General features: G+C 60.5%; 22 protein-coding genes and 1 pseudogene. 9 read left to right on the top strand and 14 right to left on the bottom strand.

Going from position 1 to position 18453, the window contains the following annotated elements:
- The first annotated feature begins 58 nt into the window (after positions 1-58).
- Both AT959_RS21020 and AT959_RS20380 read left to right on the top strand, forming a co-directional pair.
- Positions 59-715 carry a hypothetical protein gene (locus tag AT959_RS21020; RefSeq protein WP_157651219.1) on the top strand — a complete coding sequence of 219 codons (657 nt, stop codon included), beginning with the start codon at positions 59-61 and terminating at the stop codon, positions 713-715.
- Positions 675-1474, top strand: a pseudogene (locus AT959_RS20380) (contractile injection system protein, VgrG/Pvc8 family). The gene AT959_RS21020 and the pseudogene AT959_RS20380 overlap by 41 nt, the downstream one beginning before the upstream one ends.
- A gap of 13 nt (positions 1475-1487) precedes the next feature.
- Here AT959_RS20380 and AT959_RS05565 read toward each other — a convergent pair.
- Genes AT959_RS05565 through sufB form a run of 10 tightly spaced genes read right to left on the bottom strand, consistent with a single transcriptional unit; the run spans position 1488 to position 10308 of the window.
- On the bottom strand, positions 1488-2399 hold the full coding sequence (locus AT959_RS05565) for a PLP-dependent cysteine synthase family protein (protein WP_066881454.1): 912 nt from the start codon (positions 2397-2399) through the stop codon (positions 1488-1490).
- On the bottom strand, positions 2396-3856 hold the full coding sequence (gene moeB / locus AT959_RS05560) for a molybdopterin-synthase adenylyltransferase MoeB (RefSeq protein ID WP_066881451.1): 1461 nt from the start codon (positions 3854-3856) through the stop codon (positions 2396-2398). The genes AT959_RS05565 and moeB overlap by 4 nt, the downstream gene beginning before the upstream one ends.
- Positions 3849-4298 (bottom strand): M67 family metallopeptidase, encoded by a 450-nt coding sequence (locus tag AT959_RS05555; protein ID WP_240481745.1) that lies wholly within the window; start codon positions 4296-4298, stop codon positions 3849-3851. Before AT959_RS05555 ends, moeB begins: the two co-directional genes overlap by 8 nt.
- Before the next feature lie 54 nt (positions 4299-4352).
- On the bottom strand, positions 4353-4673 hold the full coding sequence (locus tag AT959_RS05550; protein ID WP_066881447.1) for a non-heme iron oxygenase ferredoxin subunit: 321 nt from the start codon (positions 4671-4673) through the stop codon (positions 4353-4355).
- Between the two features lie 13 nt (positions 4674-4686).
- Positions 4687-5055, bottom strand: coding sequence for an SUF system Fe-S cluster assembly protein (locus AT959_RS05545; protein ID WP_066881445.1), 369 nt, complete (start codon positions 5053-5055; stop codon positions 4687-4689).
- A 5-nt stretch (positions 5056-5060) separates the two neighbouring features.
- The gene (sufU, locus tag AT959_RS05540) at positions 5061-5510 is read right to left on the bottom strand and encodes a Fe-S cluster assembly sulfur transfer protein SufU (RefSeq protein ID WP_066881443.1); all 450 of its coding nucleotides are present in this window, start codon (positions 5508-5510) and stop codon (positions 5061-5063) included.
- The gene (locus AT959_RS05535; protein WP_066881441.1) at positions 5507-6763 is read right to left on the bottom strand and encodes an aminotransferase class V-fold PLP-dependent enzyme; all 1257 of its coding nucleotides are present in this window, start codon (positions 6761-6763) and stop codon (positions 5507-5509) included. The genes sufU and AT959_RS05535 overlap by 4 nt, the downstream gene beginning before the upstream one ends.
- Before the next feature lie 10 nt (positions 6764-6773).
- Positions 6774-8081, bottom strand: coding sequence for a Fe-S cluster assembly protein SufD (gene sufD / locus AT959_RS05530; RefSeq protein ID WP_066881437.1), 1308 nt, complete (start codon positions 8079-8081; stop codon positions 6774-6776).
- Entirely contained in the window at positions 8078-8845 is a 768-nt protein-coding gene (gene sufC, locus AT959_RS05525; protein WP_066881435.1) for a Fe-S cluster assembly ATPase SufC, read from the bottom strand. The genes sufD and sufC overlap by 4 nt, the downstream gene beginning before the upstream one ends.
- 14 nt (positions 8846-8859) lie before the next feature.
- Positions 8860-10308, bottom strand: a complete 1449-nt coding sequence (gene sufB / locus AT959_RS05520; protein ID WP_066881423.1) for a Fe-S cluster assembly protein SufB — start codon at positions 10306-10308, stop codon at positions 8860-8862.
- Between the two features lie 165 nt (positions 10309-10473).
- Here sufB and AT959_RS05515 point away from each other — a divergent pair, with 165 nt between their 5' ends.
- On the top strand, positions 10474-10743 hold the full coding sequence (locus AT959_RS05515; protein WP_205629835.1) for a DUF3460 family protein: 270 nt from the start codon (positions 10474-10476) through the stop codon (positions 10741-10743).
- 29 nt (positions 10744-10772) lie between these two features.
- Here the strand turns inward: AT959_RS05515 and AT959_RS05510 are convergent, their stop codons facing one another.
- From AT959_RS05510 to AT959_RS05505, 3 genes are all read right to left on the bottom strand, one after another.
- Positions 10773-11192: a PAS domain-containing protein gene (locus AT959_RS05510; RefSeq protein ID WP_066881422.1), complete on the bottom strand. Its 420-nt coding sequence runs from the start codon at positions 11190-11192 to the stop codon at positions 10773-10775.
- A gap of 32 nt (positions 11193-11224) precedes the next feature.
- Complete coding sequence (locus tag AT959_RS20375; protein WP_083518231.1) at positions 11225-11425, bottom strand: DUF3079 domain-containing protein; 201 nt, start codon at positions 11423-11425, stop codon at positions 11225-11227.
- Between the two features lie 171 nt (positions 11426-11596).
- On the bottom strand, positions 11597-14248 hold the full coding sequence (locus AT959_RS05505) for a chemotaxis protein CheB (RefSeq protein WP_240481743.1): 2652 nt from the start codon (positions 14246-14248) through the stop codon (positions 11597-11599).
- Positions 14249-14518: 270 nt separating this feature from the next.
- Here AT959_RS05505 and AT959_RS05500 point away from each other — a divergent pair, with 270 nt between their 5' ends.
- The 6 genes from AT959_RS05500 (at position 14519) to AT959_RS05475 (ending at position 17734) form a co-directional block, all read left to right on the top strand.
- A complete protein-coding gene (locus AT959_RS05500) occupies positions 14519-15208 on the top strand; it encodes a VIT1/CCC1 transporter family protein (protein ID WP_066881414.1) in 690 nt (229 codons plus the stop codon).
- Positions 15209-15331: 123 nt separating this feature from the next.
- A complete protein-coding gene (locus AT959_RS05495) occupies positions 15332-16072 on the top strand; it encodes a hypothetical protein (RefSeq protein WP_240481741.1) in 741 nt (246 codons plus the stop codon).
- Positions 16073-16135: 63 nt separating this feature from the next.
- Positions 16136-16351, top strand: a complete 216-nt coding sequence (locus AT959_RS05490) for a hypothetical protein (RefSeq protein WP_066881410.1) — start codon at positions 16136-16138, stop codon at positions 16349-16351.
- 79 nt (positions 16352-16430) lie between these two features.
- Positions 16431-16628, top strand: coding sequence for a hypothetical protein (locus AT959_RS05485; protein ID WP_066881408.1), 198 nt, complete (start codon positions 16431-16433; stop codon positions 16626-16628).
- 81 nt (positions 16629-16709) lie between these two features.
- Positions 16710-17120 carry a hypothetical protein gene (locus tag AT959_RS20370; RefSeq protein ID WP_083518230.1) on the top strand — a complete coding sequence of 137 codons (411 nt, stop codon included), beginning with the start codon at positions 16710-16712 and terminating at the stop codon, positions 17118-17120.
- A gap of 128 nt (positions 17121-17248) precedes the next feature.
- On the top strand, positions 17249-17734 hold the full coding sequence (locus tag AT959_RS05475; RefSeq protein ID WP_157651218.1) for a hypothetical protein: 486 nt from the start codon (positions 17249-17251) through the stop codon (positions 17732-17734).
- 123 nt (positions 17735-17857) lie between these two features.
- Here AT959_RS05475 and AT959_RS05470 read toward each other — a convergent pair whose 3' ends face one another.
- Positions 17858-18421: a lipid-binding SYLF domain-containing protein gene (locus AT959_RS05470; RefSeq protein ID WP_066881402.1), complete on the bottom strand. Its 564-nt coding sequence runs from the start codon at positions 18419-18421 to the stop codon at positions 17858-17860.
- Positions 18422-18453: the final 32 nt, after the last annotated feature.

Here is an 18453-nt window from a genome sequence, read left to right as displayed (position 1 = left end):
GCCAAGGGGCTTTTTGCACGAAAATTAATGCAAAATTTATTTTAATAAGTAATAAGCAATGGGATGTTATCTGAAAACCGTTTGTGGACTGCTGTCGCTGCTAGTCGCTGGCATGGCTTGGTCGGCCGATACGCTGACGCCAGAGCAGAAAGAGGTTAAGCAGTTTGTTGAGAAGATGTATTCGTATGATCCGGATACGTTTGAGTTTGGGGAGTTTTCTAAGAAGGACGGCAGTCCGTTTCTCAGAAATCGTGTACCAAATAAAGTCGGGAAATATCAGCCACAAAAAAAATGCGAGCTACTTAACGAGTTCTTTGACCCACCAGTGGTTAGAAAACGAGACATCAAAACAGGATTTGTTGGGTGTGATGCACCAAACCGTTATCCATATTTGGGCGCCGAAGATATGCCATCGGATATAAGAATTGATGATATTCCATTTTCATACATCAAACCCCCCGTCGTATCGGGAAACCGAGCCAAGGTAGAAGTATTCCCCGCCGGCAACAAGAAAATCTCAAATCCACCGAGTTTCGACCTTGGTCGCAACCTCTATTTCCTGACCAAATCCGAAAATGGCTGGCGCATCACCAACGTGATGATTCATACGAAGTGGCCGGATTTGGACGACGGAACCCATCACTGCTACTTCAGCTTCGCCAAGGCGCCAAACGATGAAGAAGCCAAGGAAATCCCGAAGCATTGCAAGCGTTGAGAAGGCGATCTCACCCCATGCCGCTTCTTGCGGCCTCATTCCAGCGGACATCCCCAAAGCGCTGCTTTGGGTCCGCCGCCGAATTCGCTTCGACGAACTCCTGTCCGACTGGAAATCGCAAGGTAAACACTTTCCCGACTGGCAATGGTGGCTATCCAACCCCGCCGCTTACCCCAAACGCGGCATGACCGTGCAATACCGAGAGAGCGATCTCACCTTCCTGAAGCATCTGCTTGCCGAAGAAGGACTCTTTTGTTGGTTTGAGCACAAGGCCGATACGGGCGACAGCCTGGGTAGCCACACGCTGGTCATCAGCGACCATAACGGTGTCTTCATCGACAACGCCCAGGCTCGCATCCGTTATACCCAGGCCGGTGCCACCCTTGCCTCGACCGCTGGCATGGCATGCGTCAGCTCAACACCAGCGAGAGCAAGGCGAGCAGTTGGGATTACAGCACGCTCTCGAACCTCCCGCAGAACGCCGCCCACGGCGAGCGCATATTGAACAACCAGCACCAGGCAATCGACGCGCGCCTCAAGCAATTTCACGGCGAAGGCAGCGTCCGCACCGCTGCGCCGGGTACCACCTTCCTGCTGGCCGATCACCCGGAACACGACCGGGATATGGCCGAGCAGCGCCGCTTCCTGATCACCGCCATCACTCACCATGCGTGCAACAATCTCGGTGAGACCCGCATCGGGACGAGTCCTGCGGTCGACCCGCAAAAAAGCTCAAAAACCAAAGACGAGCCTGTCTGAGGTGCCCCCGGATTTAATGCCAAAGCCCTGTAGAAACATAGCGTTCGCCAGTATCGCTAAGCACGGTGACCAGAAGGTGCCGTTCGCCAGCAGCGGCCACGCGCAGGGCGACCTCGACGAAGGCACCTGACGAGGGGCCGACGTAGAGGCCGAGTTTGGCCAGGCGGTGGCACATGGTGGCGGCCTGGTCGAGCGTGACCGGTTCGCGGTGGTCGATCAGATTCTGGTCGAGCAGCGCCGGTACGATGTCGCCGGGATGGCCGAGCGGTTTCAAGCCTTCGATGCCGGGAAAAAGTTCGGGGATGGCGGCGACAATCAGTAACTCCGGGTTGTCGCGACGCAGGCGGCGGCCGATTCCGGTCAGCGTGCCGCCGGTGCCGACGCCGACGATCAGGGCGTCGGGCGTGCCAAGCCCGCGTTCGGCCAACTGCTTGAGGATTTCCTCGCCGGTTCCCTCATAGTGCGCCTGCCAGTTGGCCGGGTTGGCGTACTGGTCGCACAGCCAGTAGCGTTCCGGTTGTTCCTCTGCCAGCCGATGTGCGGTATGTAGGGCGTGGTCATAGCCTTCGATCGGATCGGTCAGCACCAGTTCGGCGCCATGGGCGCGAATTCGGGCCAGCCGTTCGGCGCTGGCGTTGCCCGGGACGACCAGGGTTACCGGAATGCCGAGGGCTGCGCCGAACATGGCGTAGGAAATGCCGGCATTGCCTGACGAGGAGTCGAGCAGGCGGCGCTGGCCGGCCAGATGGCCGTTGGCTCGCGCTTCGAGCAGCATTCTGGCAACCGGCCGGTCCTTGATCGAGCCGCCCGGGTTTACGCTTTCCAGCTTAGCGAAGAGTCGAACCCCAGCGTTTGCTTCGGCGGCAAACGGGATTTCGACAAGCGGGGTGTTGCCGACGGCTGCGAGCAGGGCCGCAGCGCTCATGCCGCAGCCCGGCAGAAGGCCGTGTAGTCCACGTAGCCGGGAAAGGCGCCATGGTCGCCGCAGTAAGCGCAATTTGGGTCGGGATGCAGGGTGTATTCGCTGAAGCGGCCGGGCAGGGCGTCGTAGCAGAGCAAGCGGCCGACCAGCGGATCACCGAGGTCGAGTAGCAGCTTGATCGCCTCGGTGGCCTGGAGCAAGCCGACGATACCCGGCAACACGCCCAGAACGCCTGCCTCGGCACAGGATGGGGCGAGTTCGGGCGGTGGTGGTTCCGGGTAGAGGCAGCGGTAACAGGGACCACGCCGTTGCGCGTAGCCTGGCCAGAAGACCGTGACCTGGCCCTCGAAGCGGTACACCGAACCGTGGATGTTCGGTATTTCGAGTTTGACGCAGGCATCGTTGACCAGATACCGGGTGGGAAAATTGTCGGAGCCATCGACCACCAGGTCATAGCCTGCAAAGAGGTGTTCGACGTTACTGCTGGTCAGGCGCTCCGGATAAGTCTCGATATGAATGCCCGGGTTCAGCGCCAGCAGGCTGGCCCGCGCCGAATCCACTTTGAGTTGTCCAATGCGCCCGTGCGTGTGCAGCACCTGGCGCTGCAGGTTGCTGCGGTCGACCCGGTCATCATCGACAATTCCCAGCGTACCGACGCCCGCAGCCGCCAGATAGAGTGCGGCCGGGCAACCGAGGCCGCCGGCGCCGACCAGCAAGACCTTGCTGTCGAGCAGTTTGGCCTGGCCCGCCTCACCTACCTCGGGCATGGAGAGGTGCCGGCTGTAGCGTTCCTTTTCTTCGTTACTCATGGTTTGCGGCAACTCGCAGGGCAGGCCATCGGCCTTCCAGCGGCTATAGCCGCCGATGACCGAGGCGACCTGGCGATAACCCAGTTGCCGCAGGGCTTCAGCGGCGAACAGCGAACGCACGCCACCGCCGCACAGCGTCATCACCGGTTGGTCGTAATCGGGAACCAGGCCCTCGATGCGCAGTTCGAGAAAGCCCCTGCCCAGGCGCAGGGCGTTGGGCGGGCTGCCCTGAGCAATTTCGTCGGCTTCGCGGATGTCGATCAGTACGCCGCCTCGAACCTGGCTGCCGAAGGCTTCCAGCGGGGCGAGCTCGGGAATGACGGTGCGCAATTCGTTCAACCGGCGCTCCTTGCCGCCGGCACCACCGGCCACGGCCGGGACAATGGCCAGCACGGCACCGGCCGGCAACGGGGTGACCAGACCATGCAGCACCCGGATATCGTCAGCCCCGAGATAGATGTTAACGAACTGGCGCAGGCTGCCATCGGGCGCCACGACACGCTCCAGGATGCCCGGATGGGCGTCGCCGAGCGCCGTGATCGCATCGCCGACGGTGGTCGCCTGCACGGCAACCTGATCGGCACCGTTGGTATAGCTGCGCAGCGGGGTGGGAATGCGGATGACGACCAGTTCGCCGGGATGTTCAGCCATGGTGAACCTCCTCTTCATAAAATTCCCGGCCGGCGAGGCGCCAGGACCGTACATCGACAACCTCTCCTGCCGTGACCGACAGGATCAGGTAAGACCAGCCGGGCCAGGCCATCGCCCGGTCGGTTTCGCTGGGGCGGGCGGGGTGGTCCGGGTGGCTGTGCCAGACACCGACCACTTCGACGCCCGTGTCCTCGGCAAACTCCTCGGCCGCGAGATAATCCTGCGGATCAAGCACGAAGCGATCGTTGGCCCGCTCCCGATTCAGATTGTGGGCTGGATATTGGGCAACGACGCTACAGCGGACAGAGTTGCTCAGGCCGAGCAGCAAGCCGCAGGTTTCGTCGGGATAGCCGGTAGCGGCCTGTGCTTCAAGTTCGGCACGGACCCCGGGCGGAAGCAGTAGCACACAAGGCATCGCGCAGCCCTCATTGGTCACTTCCATTGGACCCGTTCGAGGGGCGGCACGTTCCGGTTGGTGATGACTTGTTTTTCTGCTTCAGTCGAAGCGGTTGTCCCTGACCTGCACCCGGCCGTTTTCGATGCGTACCGGGAAAACGGGAATCGGCTCGTAGGCGGGCGGCGACAGGGCTGCCCCGTTGACCAGGGAAAAGCGGGCGGCGTGCGCGGGGCAGGTGATTTCCAGGCCGCACAACTGACCGTTGGAAAGCGTTTCGGCCTCATGGCTGCACAGATCCTCGATCGCGTAGAAATGGCCATCGACATTGAAGACGACCATCGCCACGCCATCGACATCCAGCTGACAGCGGCTACCCGGGAGAAAGTCAGTTTCGGCTGCGACATCGGTCCATTCGCTCATCGCTGATACTCCTTCACAGCAAGCCAAGTTCCAGGCGGGCCGCCTCGCTCATCATGTTTTTCGACCAGGGCGGTTCCCAGACCAATTCGAGTTGCAAATCCTCGACCCCGGGGACTTCGCGGATCGTCTCGGCCACCATTTCGGGAAAAGTCTGGGCCACCGGGCAGCCGGGGGCTGTCAGCGTCATCCGGATGAGGACATGGCCGTTCTCCGGATCGACCTTGAGTTCGTAAATCAGCCCCAAGTCATAGATGTTGACCGGAATTTCCGGGTCGTAGATTGTCCGCAGGACGAAGATGATGTCGCTTTCCAGTTCGCTGCGCGGCGGCAGACGTTCGGCTTCGGTTCGTTCGGCCTTGCTCAGCCATTGGCGAAATCCCATGCTGTTTACTCCGTGCTGACCGGTTGATTTTCGGCATGCAGGGCGGCGTGCAGCGCGTGCCAAGCCAGCGTCGCGCACTTGATCCGGCTGGGGAACTCGCGGACACCGGTCAGTACCTCCAGTTTGCCGAGTAGCGAGCCGGAGACCGGGATTCCGCCGGTCAACATGCTGTGGAAGCCCAAAAACAGCGTTTCGGCCTGTTGCTCACTCAGGCCTTTGAGGGCCTCGGTCATCAGTGAGGCTGAGGCCGTGGAAATGGCACAGCCGACACCTTCGAAGCGGGCATCCTCGATCAAGCCGCCGACCACTTTCAGGCGCAGCGTCAGGCGGTCGCCGCACAGCGGGTTGAAGCCCTCGGCCTGGTGGCTGGCCTCGGGCAGCGGGCCGAAATTGCGCGGCCGGCGCGCGTGGTCGATGATCGTTTCCTGATACAGATCGCGCAGTTCAGTACTCATCCGAACATCTCCCGGGCCTTGGTCAGCCCCTGAAACAGCGTGTCGATTTCATGCCGGGTGTTGTACAGCGCAAAGGAGGCACGCACCGTGGCCGGCACGCCGAAATGTTCCATCACCGGCATGGCGCAATGATGGCCGGTCCGTACCGCGACGCCGCAGCTGTCGAGGATGGTGCCAATATCATGCGGGTGGATGCCGGCCAGCGTGAAGGACAGAATGGCGCCCTTGTCGGCAGCCGTGCCGATCTGGGTGAGGCCAGGGAATTCGCCGGCCAGTGCGGTGGCGTAGCGCAGCAGTTCGCTTTCGTGGGCGGCGATGGCTGCCAGGCCGACGCCACCCACATAGTCGAGGGCAGCGCCGAGGCCGATGCCGCCGGCGATATTGGGCGTGCCGGCTTCGAACTTGTAGGGCAGGTCGTTCCAGCTTGAGCCGGCAAAACGGACCTCGCGAATCATGTCGCCGCCGCCCTGGTAGGGCGGCATGCTGTCAAGGATGGCGCGCCGGGCGTAGAGCACGCCGATACCGGTCGGGCCGTACAGCTTGTGGCCGGAAAAGGCATAGAAATCGCAGTCGATATCCATCACATTGACCGGCAGGTGGGCGACGGCCTGCGCGCCATCGAGCAGCACCACGGCACCGACCTGATGCGCCAGGTTGACCAGTTTTTTGACCGGGTTGATGCTGCCCAAGGCGTTCGACATGTGGCTCAGCGCGACCAGTCGGGTCCGCGGCCCGAGCAGTTTGGCGAATTGCTCGACGCAGAGTTGTCCGGCATCGTCGATCGGCGCCACCCGCAGCAGCGCGCCGCTGCGCTGGCAAAGCAGTTGCCAGGGGACGATGTTGGAATGGTGCTCCATTTCCGTGATCAGGATTTCGTCGCCGGCTTGCAGGCGCTGACCAAAGCTGCTTGCCACCAGGTTGATCGACTCGGTGGTGCCGCGGGTGAAGATGATCTCCTCGCGGCTCGACGCGTGGATGAAATCGCGCACCCGGTCGCGTGCCGCTTCATAGGCCTCGGTCGCTTCCTGGCTCATTTGGTGCACGCCGCGGTGGATATTGGCGTTGTAGTGGGCGTAATAGTGCCGTTCGGCCTCGATCACCGACCATGGCTTCTGGCTGGTTGCCGCATTGTCGAGATAGACCAGCGGTTGGCCATGGACTGCGCGCTGCAGGATCGGGAAGTCCTGGCGCAGGCGGGCGACATCGAGGGCGGGAAGCCTGGCGGTCGGCGAGGTATTCAAGGCGGTCAGCATCTTGGCTCTCTCACTGCCGCGGCAGCTTGTCCTGCAGTAGCTGATCCAGCCGCTCCTGCAGCGACAGCGGGCCGACCCGGTCGATGATTTCCTTGGCAAAGGCCCGGGTCAGTATCGCCCGGGCCGAGGTTTCGCCGATGCCCCGGGCGCGCAGATAGTAAACCTGATCCTCGTCCAGTTGGCCGACCGTTGCGCCATGGCTGCACTTGACGTCGTCGGCCCAGATTTCCAGTTGCGGCTTGGTGTCGATCTCGGCGTTTTCCGAGAGCAGCAGATTATGGTTGGTCTGCTGGGCATCGCTGCCCTGGGCATCGGGATGCACTACCACCCGGCCATTGAAGACGGCCCGCGACGCGCCGTTCAGGATGCCTTTGTAGAGTTCGCGACTGGTACAGCGGGGTTTCTGATGGTCGATCCAGGTATGGTGATCGACATGCTGGCGGCCATCGCTCAGATAAAGCCCATCCAACGTGCAATGGGCGTCCTCGGCCTGGAACTTGACGGCGATGCCGGTCCGGGCCAGGCGGGCGCCGAGGGAGAAGGAGGTCGAGGTGAACCGGCTTTTTGCTACCTGCGAGACGTTGACCGTAGCAATATGAAAAGCCGCCGGGCTTTCCTGCTGGACCTTGTGATGTTCAAGCGTGGCGCCGCTGCCAACGAGAATGTCGGTGACCGCATTGGTGAAATAGCTGCTCTCGCCGAGGGCGACATGCTGTTCGACGATACTGGCCGAACTGCCAGCGCCGGCGACCAGCAGATTGCGCGGCTGGACCGCGAGATTGGCCTCGCTGGTAATGAACAGCAACTGGATCGGGGCGGCCAGCGTCGCTTCAGGCGGCAAGCGGACATAGGCGCCGTCGGCCATGAAGGCAAGATTGAGATCGGCGAAGGGCGAGGCCGGCGGGTAGGTGACCAGCGTATCCTCCGGCCAATCCTGATCCTGCTCGAGCTGATAGGCCAGGCTGCTCAACACGGTGCCCGGCGGCAGGCGGCCCGGCCGGCAGAGTCCGGGGTCCAGGCGGCCATTGACGAAGACCAGAAGATGGCTGTCGGGCAGGGCATGGAGGGCGACCTGCGGGGCCAGCAAATTGTCGCTGGCGGTCGGCAGGATGTTGAAGCGGCCTTTTTCGATGCTCGCCACACTGGTGTATTTCCAGTCCTCGTCGTGCAGTGTCGGAAAGCCCTGCTGGCTGAAGCGACCAATCGCCTCGGCCCGGGCCTGGCGCAGCCAGTCCAGATGCTGGCCCGGCAAAATGCCCGAAATTCGCCGAAAGGCGCCCAGGTAATCGGCAGCCGAGCCGGGGACGCGGGCGTTCATGGCGTGGCCGCCTGCCGTCCCTGATGATCCGCCGGCGTGCCGTAGCCGGTGCGTTCGAGTTCGATGGCCAGTTCGCGGCCGCCGGAACGGGCGATGCGCCCGTCGGCCAGGACATGAACCTGGTCCGGCACGACGTAATCGAGCAGGCGCTGGTAATGGGTGACCAGGACGATCGCCCGCTGCGGGCTGCGCAGCCCGTTGATGCCGGCGGCGACCACTTTCAGGGCGTCGATGTCGAGGCCCGAATCGCTTTCGTCGAGCAGGGCGAGCGTCGGTTCGAGGAGAACCATCTGGAGGATCTCGTTGCGCTTTTTCTCGCCGCCGGAAAAGCCCTGGTTGACCGGCCGGTAGAGCAGGCTCTCGTCCATTTCCATCTGCTTCAGCTTGCTGCGGATCAGGGTGAGAAAGTCGATGGCGTCGAGTTCGGGCTGGCCACGATGGCGGCGCAGCGCGTTGAGCGCCGCCTTGAGGAAATAGACATTGGCCACGCCGGGGATTTCGACCGGATACTGGAAGGCGAGGAGGATTCCCTGCCGCGCCCGCTCCTCGATGCTCAGTTCGAGCAGGTTGCTGCCCTGGTAAAGGACTTCGCCGGCACTGACGACATAGCCGTCGCGGCCGGCCAGCACATGGGCCAGCGTGCTTTTTCCTGAGCCGTTCGGCCCCATGATGGCATGGACTTCACCGGCCTTGACGCTGAGGTCCAGCCCCTTGAGGATGGGCTTGCCGTCGACGCTGACGTGCAGGTTGCGGATGTCGAGCATGATGGAGGCCGTGCCTAGCCGATGCTGCCTTCGAGGCTGACCCCGAGCAGCTTTTGCGCCTCGACGGCGAACTCCATCGGCAGTTCCTGGAAGACTTCCTTGCAGAAACCGTTGACGATCATCGACACGGCGTCCTCGGCCGACAAGCCGCGGCTCTGGCAATAGAACAACTGGTCTTCGCCGATGCGCGAAGTGGTCGCCTCATGCTCGACCCGGGCCGAGGGATGCTTGACCTCGATATAGGGGAAGGTATGGGCCGCGCACTTGTCGCCGAGCAGCAGCGAGTCGCACTGACTGTAGTTGCGGGCGCCGACCGCGCTTTTGGCCATCTTGACCAGGCCCCGGTAGGCGTTGTGGCCATGGCCGGCCGAAATGCCTTTGGAGACGATATTGCTGCGCGTATTGCGGCCGAGGTGGATCATCTTGGTGCCGGTGTCGGCTTGCTGGTAGTTGCTGGTCAGGGCGACCGAGTGGAACTCGCCCTGCGAATTGTCACCGCGCAGGATCACGCTCGGGTACTTCCAGGTGATCGCCGAGCCGGTCTCGACCTGGGTCCAGGAAATCCGCGAATTGTCGCCCCGGCATTCACCGCGCTTGGTGACGAAGTTGTAGATGCCGCCGCGGCCTTCCTTGTCGCCTGGGTACCAGTTCTGCACCGTGGCGTAACGGATCTGGGCCCCTTCCAGCGCGATCAGTTCGACCACCGCGGCGTGCAACTGGTTCTCGTCGCGCATCGGTGCCGTGCAGCCTTCGAGGTAACTGACGTAGCTGTCGCGGTCGGCGATGATCAGCGTGCGCTCGAACTGGCCGGTATTGATGGCGTTGATGCGGAAGTAGGTGGACAACTCCATCGGGCAATGGACGCCGGGCGGGATGTAGCAGAATGAACCGTCGGAGAAAACCGCCGAGTTCAGGCTGGCGAAATAGTTGTCGGTGTAGGGGACCACCGAGCCGAGGTATTGGCGGACCAGCGCCGGATGTTCACGCACGGCTTCGGAGAAGGAGCAGAAGATGATGCCGAGTTCCCCCAGCTTGGCCTTGAAGGTGGTGGCGACGGAAACGCTGTCGAAAACCGCGTCGACCGCAACCCCGGCCAGAATTTCCCGCTCCTGCAGCGGCACGCCGAGCTTTTCGTAGGTCCGCAACAGTTCGGGATCGACCTCGGCCAGACTCTGCGGGCCATCTTGGCGGGATTTGGGCGCCGAGTAGTAGCTGATCGCCTGGTAATCGATGGGCGGGTGGTGGATCGTGGACCAGCCGGGTTCGCTCATCGTCAGCCAGTGCCGGTAGGCCTGCAGCCGCCAGTCGAGCATGAATTCGGGCTCTTCCTTCTTGGCTGAAATGAGGCGGATCACCGCTTCATTCAGGCCTTGGGAGAGCGTGTCGGTTTCCAGATCGGTATGAAAACCGTGCTGATATTCGCGACTGACGAGTTCGTCGAGTTTGGTGGCTTCCTTGAGCATGGCTCGCCTCCTTCGCAACTTGGACCGACGTCCCTATTCATCGTTCCAGGCCGACTCAAATGCACATCGACCGAACCAAGCGGACCTATATCAACTCGAACCTATGGAGAGTTTTGTTTCTTTCCCAATCCGATCATTGCCCTAAATCAGGTGGAGGCATGCACCATGAACAACTTTTTCAACAGCTTGTTTCACCCATACGGCGACAAGTCTGGCCATGGCGTCATGGATCGGGGTTTTGTTTCCAATCACACCCGTTTCATCGACCACTTTCTCGAGGAACACCCGGAGGTGGTCAAGGACCAGCACAAAGGCTGGCATATTTACTGGGACAAGCAAGTCGATCAGGTCGCCCAGAAAAAGGCTGAACTGGATAGCGTCCCCGACGATGGCTACGGCTTCCACAGTCATGGCCCACTAAAAGGGCCGGAGTGAGCTTTGCTCGCCCGGCCACGGGCGATAGCCTACTTGCTTTGGCGGGCCGCCTTTTCGCGCAGGAAACGTTCGGTCACATCCCGCGCCATGGCGACCGAACCGATAATTTTTCCGGGTTCGTCGCTGACTAGCGCAAAGCTCATTTCGACATAGAGCGTCTGTCCTGACTTGTGCGCTGCCCGCGTCAGGGTGGGGCGGCCGTGCAGTCGCGTCGAACCATTGCTCATCGCTGCGTCAAAACCCCGCCAATGCGCGGCCCGCAGGGGTTCGGGAATGATCAGGTCGAGGCTTTGGCCGCAGGCCTCGTCGAAGGTATAGCCGAACATCGATGCGGCAGCGGGGTTCCAGCGCTCGATGATGCCGTCGCGATTCGAGTAGATGAGCGCGTCGGCCGTGTGTTCGACGATCAAGTCGCCGAGGGAAGAAACCGCTTGCAGATTGTCATCCATAGTTGGCTCTCCTTTTGTTGCTCAAAGTAGAACTAAGTATTCGTTTCGGGCTGCTCGTTCGGGTCGATGCCCCAATCGCCCCACGTGTACCAGTCCTCGCCGAGCATTTCGGACGGGTGCTGGGTGCGACCGGAGCCGTTTCCGCACTGCAATGCGTTCACCGAGCAATATTTGTCGCATCCCCAACAGGTCCGCTCGGGATGTTTGGGGTTTAATGGAAATTTTTTTGCCATTTCAGGCGACTTGAAAAAGGTCGGTGTTTTACTCACGGGCGTGGATATGAGCTTGGCTATAGCTGAGTAGCTTACTCGACTATTCTGGCAATAATTTGATCTCGCTCACAAGATCGGCTTCCCGGCTGGCAGCCACCGAGCGCGTCGGCTTTGCGGGGTTCAGGCCAGGGACTAACCCTTTTTCTCAGTGGCAAAAGTCCGCAGTTCAGCCTCCAGATGCTTGGCACGGCTGATGTCGTTGAAAGTGATCACGACGCCGTCGATGACATTTTCCAGGGTTCGGTAGGGCATGATCTTGACCTGGAACCAACGGCCGTCGCGGGTGGACACCTCCCGGTCCGAGAAAACCAGCGTGTGCAGCACTTCCTCGGCATCGTGCCGGAACTCGGGGTAATCGAGGTCGGTGACGATGTCGGACAAGGCGCGGCCGAGATCGCTCGGGATCAGCTTGAACAGGCGGGTCGCCTGGGTGGTGAAGCGGCGGACATGTAGTGCGTTATCCAGGAAGACGGTAGCGATGTCGGTACTGTTGAGCAGGTTCTTCATGTCGTTATTGGTCGTCGACAGCTCATCGACCTTCGATTGCAGTTCGACATTCACCGTCTGCAGTTCTTCGTTCAAGGACTGCATTTCTTCCTTTGACGTGGTGAGCTCTTCGTTGGTCGACTGCAACTCCTCGTTGGTGGACTGGAGTTCCTCGTTGGCCGATTTGAGCTCCTCGTGTGAGGTCTGCATTTCCTCGCGCAACGTCCGTACTTCCAGGTGAGCTTGCAGGAGCGCTTGTTCCAGCTCCATTTCACGCGGGCTACCCCGTTCTCCTCGCTTGCCGGGCTTGGCATCGCGGGGTTTCGCTGTGGTCGCGGCGTCCCTGAAAACCAGCATGAGCATGCCGCGCAGGGCGGCGGGTTCGGCAATGGGTTGCAGCGTCAGGTCCACGATTTGCGTAACGCCATTGCTGTCGACCGAAAGGTTGGGGCAGACCACCCGTTCGCCGCTGCGCAAGGCCTTGGGGATGGCCAGCGCAATCGCCTGGCGTAGCCCGTCGCGGGCCATGGCGTGGATGTTCCAGTTCACCTTGCCGGCAGCGGGTTCGAGATATTTGCCGGTACGGCCGCTGATATAGACCAGGTCGCCGGTCGCGGTGACCAGCACGGCGGCCGGCGAGAACTGCTGGAGGAGCAGCTCGTCGGCAAGGTGTTGCAGGTTGGCGGGAACCTGTTCGGGCTTTGTTTCCATCGGAGACTCTGTTCTTGTAGGTAGATCGCGGGTCGGGAATTCAAGGGATGTCGGGCGCGTAAGGCTGTCGTTGCGCCGGAATAAGCGTGCCTTGCTCTCCAGCGGCACGAACAGGTCGGTAAAGCTGCCGATCGTTTCGGCACTGCCCAGCATCAGCACGCCACCCGGTTTGAGACTGTAGTGGAACAGGGGAAGCACCCGCTTCTGAAGCTCGGCGCCGAGGTAGATCAGCAGATTGCGGCAGGTGAGGATATCAAGTTTGGTGAAGGGCGGGTCCATGATCAGGTTTTGCGGTGCGAAGACCACCATTTCACGGATTTCCTTGCCGATCCGGAAACTGTCTCCTTCGTCAATGAAGAAGCGTTTCAGGCGATCCTCGGCGACATCCGCGGCGATATTGGCCGGGTAAATGCCGCGCCGCGCCTTTTCGATGGCATCCGGGTCAAGATCCGTGGCAAAAATCTGGACGGAATAGCGGGCGGGGGGCGGCATCTTGTCCATGGCTTCACGGAAGGCGATCGCCAGCGAAAAGGCTTCTTCGCCAGTCGAGCAGCCGGCCACCCAGGCGCGCAGCGTGCCGCCACCCGGGTAGGTGGCGAGCAAGCCGGGCAGCACGTGTTCCTGAAGATAGGCCCAGGTGGCCGGATCGCGAAAGAAACTGGTGACCCCGATCAGCAACTCCTTGAACAGCAATTCGACTTCCTGCAGGTTCTCGCGCAGGTAACGGGCGTAATCGGCAATCCGGTCAAGTTGATGAATGGCCATGCGCCGTTCGATTCGACGATAGACCGTCGTTTTCTTGTAAAGCGAAAAATCGTGGCCGGTCGCCGCCCGCAGCAGGATGCAGATTATTTCGAAAGCTGTCTTGTCGGCCGTGCTTTCGGTGGCCGGCACGGGGCGGACGGGCGGGTAATGGTGCGCATGATGCAGGGTGTCGATGATGCGCAACGGCAGTTCTTCGGCCGCCGCAATGATGTCGATCAGGCCGGTGGCGATAGCGCTTTTCGGCATGCTGTCGAACTTGGCGTTGCCCGGTTCCTGGACCAGAACGAGGCCACCGTATTCCTTGATGCTGCGCAGACCGAGGGTGCCATCTGAGCCCATGCCCGAGAGAATGACGCCGATGGCGTGCTCGCGCCGGTCTTCGGCCAACGCATGGAAGAAAAAGTCGATTGGCAGCCGCAGGCCGCGGGGTGCCACGGGAGCGAGCAGATAAAGATTGCCATGCAGAATGGAAATATTGGTATTGGGCGGAATGACATAGACGCAATCGGGCTTGACCTTCATCCGGTTGCGCGCCGGCTCGACCGGCATGCTGGTCGCCCGCTGCAGCAATTCGGGGAGCATGTCCTTGCGATCGGGGTCGAGGTGCTGGATGACGATAAAGGCCATACCACTGGCGGCCGGGACGTGACCGAGAAATTGCTCCAGCGCCTCGAGACCACCGGCCGAGGCACCGATCGCGACAATCGGGAAGAGCTTTGCCGGGCGATGCGTAACGACATTGGCCGGGTGGCTTGGCGGGCGCGTTTTGGGTACGGTCGACATCAGTCGCAACTCGCTATCAATATTTTTCCTTGCGGACATCAGGGGGATCGAACACCGTTTCAGGGTGCCCCGAATCTGCCGCCGCTGCAATCAATAAATCGCCGCCAGGCAAAGCCTGTGTGCGATGACACACAGACCTGCATCACAGTTGGGCAGCGGCTGGCGCCGTTGCTGACAAGCATGCAGCGGCGATGGCGAGATGCTCCTTGACTATCGCCATTGGCAGACCAGTATTGAGGGGGGGCTGGCCTTGTTCCAGTTCTGAGATTGCGGGAGCGGAATCCAACTACCTTTGGAGTCAGGATATTCATGCGACACACAGAGAAACACCGGACAGAACGGATCGGCTGGCTGCGCGCCGCAGTGCTCGGGGCAAATGACGGGATAGTCTCGACGGCCAGTCTGGTTCTGGGCGTTGCTGCAGCCGGGGCGGATTCGAGCACCATCCTGATTGCCGGCGTCGCGGGCCTGATGGCTGGCGCAAGTTCGATGGCCGCCGGCGAGTATGTTTCCGTGAGTTCGCAGGCTGATACGGAAAAAGCCGATCTGGATCGTGAACGGCGTGAATTGGCGGCCGATCCGGAACACGAGCAGGCGGAACTGCGAGCCATATACATCGGGCGCGGGCTGGACTCAGAAATTGCGGATGTGGTGGCCAGCCAATTGATGGCCCATGACGCCATCGGGACGCATGCCCGGGACGAGCTGGGTATCTCGGCCTGTCAGACGGCCAAACCCCTGCAGGCCGCGTTGACCTCGGCCGCCACCTTTTCAATGGGGGCGGTGCTGCCGCTGCTGGTTGTCCTGTTGGTGCCGGCGACTGTGCTGTTCTGGAGTGTCGCCGGCAGCGCGTTGCTTTTTCTTGCCCTGCTCGGCGCCTTGTCGGCTGCCGCCGGCGGCGCACCCCTGATCGTCGCGATCGCCCGCGTCAGCTTTTGGGGCGCCTTGGCGATGGCCTTGACGGCTGGCGTCGGTGCCTTGTTCGGCGTGACTGCCTGAGCTTTCTGCCTTTGGCCTGAGGCAGGCATCAATTGCGCCATTCAGCAGGCAAATCTCTGCTTATGTGCGCCAAGGGACAGATGGCTAGGGGCTTCTGTTCCAAGCTCGGTGCATCGGAGCCAAATGCAGTGCGACACCCGCACTGCGGCAACGCGCGATGCTCACGTATTACGCGGTTTTGGCAAAGAAAACCGTATGCCGGGCCTCATTTGCCTTTGCATCGGTCTCTCGATCAAACCATCAAGGACCCCAATGAAAAATCTCACCACCAACACGATCGCACTTGCCATCACCCTCGCTTTAAGTGCCAGCGCCATGGCTGAAGGCATGTCGAAAGGCGATTTCAATGCCGGCAAGGACAAAATTTCAGCCGAGTACAAGACGGCCAAGGCGCACTGCAATTCTCTGTCGGGCAATGCCAATGATGTCTGCATGGCTGAAGCAAAGGGCAAAGAGAAAGTCGCCAAAGCTGACCTTGAGGCCGCCTACAAGCCGACCCAGAAGTCACGCTACGAAGCACGCGTGGCCAAGGCCGAGGCGGACTATGGCGTGGCCAAGGAGAAATGCGACGATCTTGCCGGCAACCCCAAGGATGTCTGCGTAAAGGAAGCAAAGGCCGCGGAAACTGCCGCAAAAGCCGATGCCAAGGCGCAGATGAAGACCGCTGAAGCCAACGCAACAGCCAATGAAAAGACGGCTGATGCGCGCGGCGATGCCAGCAAGAAAACCAGCGATGCCCGCAAGGATGCCTCTGCCGACAAGAGCGATGCCGAGTATGCGGTTGCCAAGGAAAAGTGCGATACGTATTCCGGTTCGGCCAAGGATAGCTGCCTCGACAAGGCAAAAGTCACTTACCAGAAGTAGTAAGACCGCCTGACTCAGGCCGTCAAGGCTTGAAATCAGGTGTGTCGAGAAAGAGGTTGTTTGATGAAAACGAGAAACAAATATCTGGCTAATGCCGGCGTTATGTTGGCCCTGATTGGTCTCGGGGCTTGCTCCGGCATGTCACAACAGGGGCAGAACACAGCCATCGGTGCCGGTGCAGGCGCCATCGGCGGTGCTGTGCTGACCGGTGGCAGTGCGGCCGGAACCGTTGGCGGTGCTGTGGTTGCCGGCGTCATCGGTCACGAAATCAGCAAGTAAGCCTGAGTAATGATTGACCGGGTACGACCGGTCAGTCATCAACAACTGCGGGTTGGCAAATGCTTTCGAGGAGAACGCAATGAATACCAACGGAAAAACCATGACAGCGGTCATCGCCATGAGTGCCTTGCTCACCGCCCTGTATGGCTGCGAGAAAAAGGAAGGTCCGATGGAAAAGGCGGGCAAGGAAGTCGATAAGGCTGCCGTGTCAGCCGGAGAGCAGGTCGAAAAAGCCGGCGAAAAGATGAAGGATGCCGCCCAGGGCGACAAGAAGTAGTTGCCCGCTAGCTTTCACCATGGTGCCCGGGGATTCTCGTCAGGTGCTAGGTGAATTGATGAGAAGAACAGAAGGAACACCATGAAATTATTTCTGATTGCGCTACTACTAGCGGCCTCAACCGCCCAGGCGGCGGATGTCGGGGTATCGGTGAGTATCGGCCAGCCAGGCTTTTACGGCCGACTCGATTTTGGCGACTATCCGCCCCCGCCACAGCTGATTTATCAGCAGCCGAGAGCGGTGTACCGGGTACCGGAGAATCGGCCGCCGGTCTATCTGAATGTGCCTCCCGGCCACGCCAAAAACTGGCGCCGACATTGCAGTCAATACAATGCCTGCAACGAGCGGGTCTATTTCGTCCAAAACAGTTGGTACGAGCGCGAATATGCGCCGCGTTACCAGCGGCATTACGGTGATCGCCGGGACGATCAGCGTGGCGACCAGCGCAACGGCCCCCCTGGAAATGATCATCAGCGAGGTGGATATCGTTGAGCGAGTGGCAATCACCCTGCACGCGCCGCAGCATCAGCCGGTGGTCTCCACCGGTTGCCGTATCGGAGAGCAAGCCGGGAAAAATCGACACTTCCTCATGCCAGTCCACGGCTGTTTCGGAGCAGATCATGCACATACCAGCACTAGCAACATTCGCTCGGGGCCATCCTAAATTGGCTGGCCAGTCCGTTTGGTTACCCATCGCCGTCATTCTTGGCGCCTTGCTATGTCCTCCCTTGCAAGCCAGCGAGGTGGGTGACAATGCAAAATCCAATGCAACCAGCGTTTCGCAAGCCGATATTCCCTGGATGAGTGGCGGCATCGGTGAGGAGGCGCGCGATGAAATGCGCAAGGCAGCTTCTTCCTACAATGTCCACATTGTTTTCAGCAATCGCCAGGGCAGCTACCTGGCGGACATTCCATTCGCCGTGGCTGGCCGCGACGGCCGGCAGATCATTTCCGGGGTCAGCGAAGGTCCGCTGCTCTATGTCAAGTTGCCTCCGGCCGTCTATCGGATATCGGCACAAATTGACGGGGCGTGGCAGCATCGGCGCATCCAGGCGGGTACCACCGGGCGACCGCTGCGCATGGGATTCGTCAGTCGGGGGGAATGATCCTCTGCGGACCAGGAGTGCAAGCCTGGTGGAGTGCGAACGGGGTTGCAATAAAAAAACGGTCTTGATTCCATCTGGACTCAAGACCGTCATAAGGCGAGAGGCGTTTTAACTACGGCCTAGCTAGCGTTTGATACGGCTGATTTTCGTGCCCTCGATGCTGAGGCTGGCCATCAGTCCCTGCTGGTCGAAAATGAAGGCGTAGGCATCGTTCTTCAAAGTCGATGTCGAGAGATTCTTGGCTATCCCTTCATTGACCACGACCACCGTCGGGCCGACGCCGATTTCCCATCCCATGGAGTCATCAAGGTATTTCACGGCCTTGTCGCTCATCAGGAATACTACGTAGCCATACGACTCAGCTCCGGCCTGCCAGCCGAAAGTGGCGGTAACCGAGTTGTAGTAGCTCACGAATTTGTCATGCTTGCTCAGAACGCCTTCACCGTAGGCGCCACCGAAGACCAGTCCAGCCTTGAGAATCTTCGGAAAAACGAGGATTGCCTTGGCTTTCTTGGAAAGACTCTCGGCAACCGGGCTGCTCTTGTAGAGTATTTGCAGCGCCTGGGCCGCGTCCTTGTTGAGGTCTTCGGCGCTGGCGGCAAACGTCACGTTGCTGATGGTGGTCAATGCGAAGGCCGTAGCGGTAATGAGGATGAATTTTTGCAAGATGCTTGGTGTGTTGTTCATTTTTTTGATCTCCAGAATTACAAAGGGGAACT

The sequence above is a fragment of the Dechloromonas denitrificans genome (assembly GCF_001551835.1).
Lineage (GTDB): Bacteria > Pseudomonadota > Gammaproteobacteria > Burkholderiales > Rhodocyclaceae > Azonexus > Azonexus denitrificans.
Note: the sequence above shows the minus strand (reverse complement) of the source record. Positions and strands in the feature narration are given on the sequence as shown.

Coding starts and splice junctions, on each gene's coding strand:
- AT959_RS21020 (WP_157651219.1), top strand. CDS start 59: ATGGGATGTTATCTGAAAACCGTTTGTGGACTGCTGTCGCTGCTAGTC.
- AT959_RS05565 (WP_066881454.1), bottom strand. CDS start 2,399: ATGAGCGCTGCGGCCCTGCTCGCAGCCGTCGGCAACACCCCGCTTGTC.
- moeB (WP_066881451.1), bottom strand. CDS start 3,856: ATGGCTGAACATCCCGGCGAACTGGTCGTCATCCGCATTCCCACCCCG.
- AT959_RS05555 (WP_240481745.1), bottom strand. CDS start 4,298: ATGGAAGTGACCAATGAGGGCTGCGCGATGCCTTGTGTGCTACTGCTT.
- AT959_RS05550 (WP_066881447.1), bottom strand. CDS start 4,673: ATGAGCGAATGGACCGATGTCGCAGCCGAAACTGACTTTCTCCCGGGT.
- AT959_RS05545 (WP_066881445.1), bottom strand. CDS start 5,055: ATGGGATTTCGCCAATGGCTGAGCAAGGCCGAACGAACCGAAGCCGAA.
- sufU (WP_066881443.1), bottom strand. CDS start 5,510: ATGAGTACTGAACTGCGCGATCTGTATCAGGAAACGATCATCGACCAC.
- AT959_RS05535 (WP_066881441.1), bottom strand. CDS start 6,763: ATGCTGACCGCCTTGAATACCTCGCCGACCGCCAGGCTTCCCGCCCTC.
- sufD (WP_066881437.1), bottom strand. CDS start 8,081: ATGAACGCCCGCGTCCCCGGCTCGGCTGCCGATTACCTGGGCGCCTTT.
- sufC (WP_066881435.1), bottom strand. CDS start 8,845: ATGCTCGACATCCGCAACCTGCACGTCAGCGTCGACGGCAAGCCCATC.
- sufB (WP_066881423.1), bottom strand. CDS start 10,308: ATGCTCAAGGAAGCCACCAAACTCGACGAACTCGTCAGTCGCGAATAT.
- AT959_RS05515 (WP_205629835.1), top strand. CDS start 10,474: ATGAACAACTTTTTCAACAGCTTGTTTCACCCATACGGCGACAAGTCT.
- AT959_RS05510 (WP_066881422.1), bottom strand. CDS start 11,192: ATGGATGACAATCTGCAAGCGGTTTCTTCCCTCGGCGACTTGATCGTC.
- AT959_RS20375 (WP_083518231.1), bottom strand. CDS start 11,425: ATGGCAAAAAAATTTCCATTAAACCCCAAACATCCCGAGCGGACCTGT.
- AT959_RS05505 (WP_240481743.1), bottom strand. CDS start 14,248: ATGTCCGCAAGGAAAAATATTGATAGCGAGTTGCGACTGATGTCGACC.
- AT959_RS05500 (WP_066881414.1), top strand. CDS start 14,519: ATGCGACACACAGAGAAACACCGGACAGAACGGATCGGCTGGCTGCGC.
- AT959_RS05495 (WP_240481741.1), top strand. CDS start 15,332: ATGCAGTGCGACACCCGCACTGCGGCAACGCGCGATGCTCACGTATTA.
- AT959_RS05490 (WP_066881410.1), top strand. CDS start 16,136: ATGAAAACGAGAAACAAATATCTGGCTAATGCCGGCGTTATGTTGGCC.
- AT959_RS05485 (WP_066881408.1), top strand. CDS start 16,431: ATGAATACCAACGGAAAAACCATGACAGCGGTCATCGCCATGAGTGCC.
- AT959_RS20370 (WP_083518230.1), top strand. CDS start 16,710: ATGAAATTATTTCTGATTGCGCTACTACTAGCGGCCTCAACCGCCCAG.
- AT959_RS05475 (WP_157651218.1), top strand. CDS start 17,249: ATGCACATACCAGCACTAGCAACATTCGCTCGGGGCCATCCTAAATTG.
- AT959_RS05470 (WP_066881402.1), bottom strand. CDS start 18,421: ATGAACAACACACCAAGCATCTTGCAAAAATTCATCCTCATTACCGCT.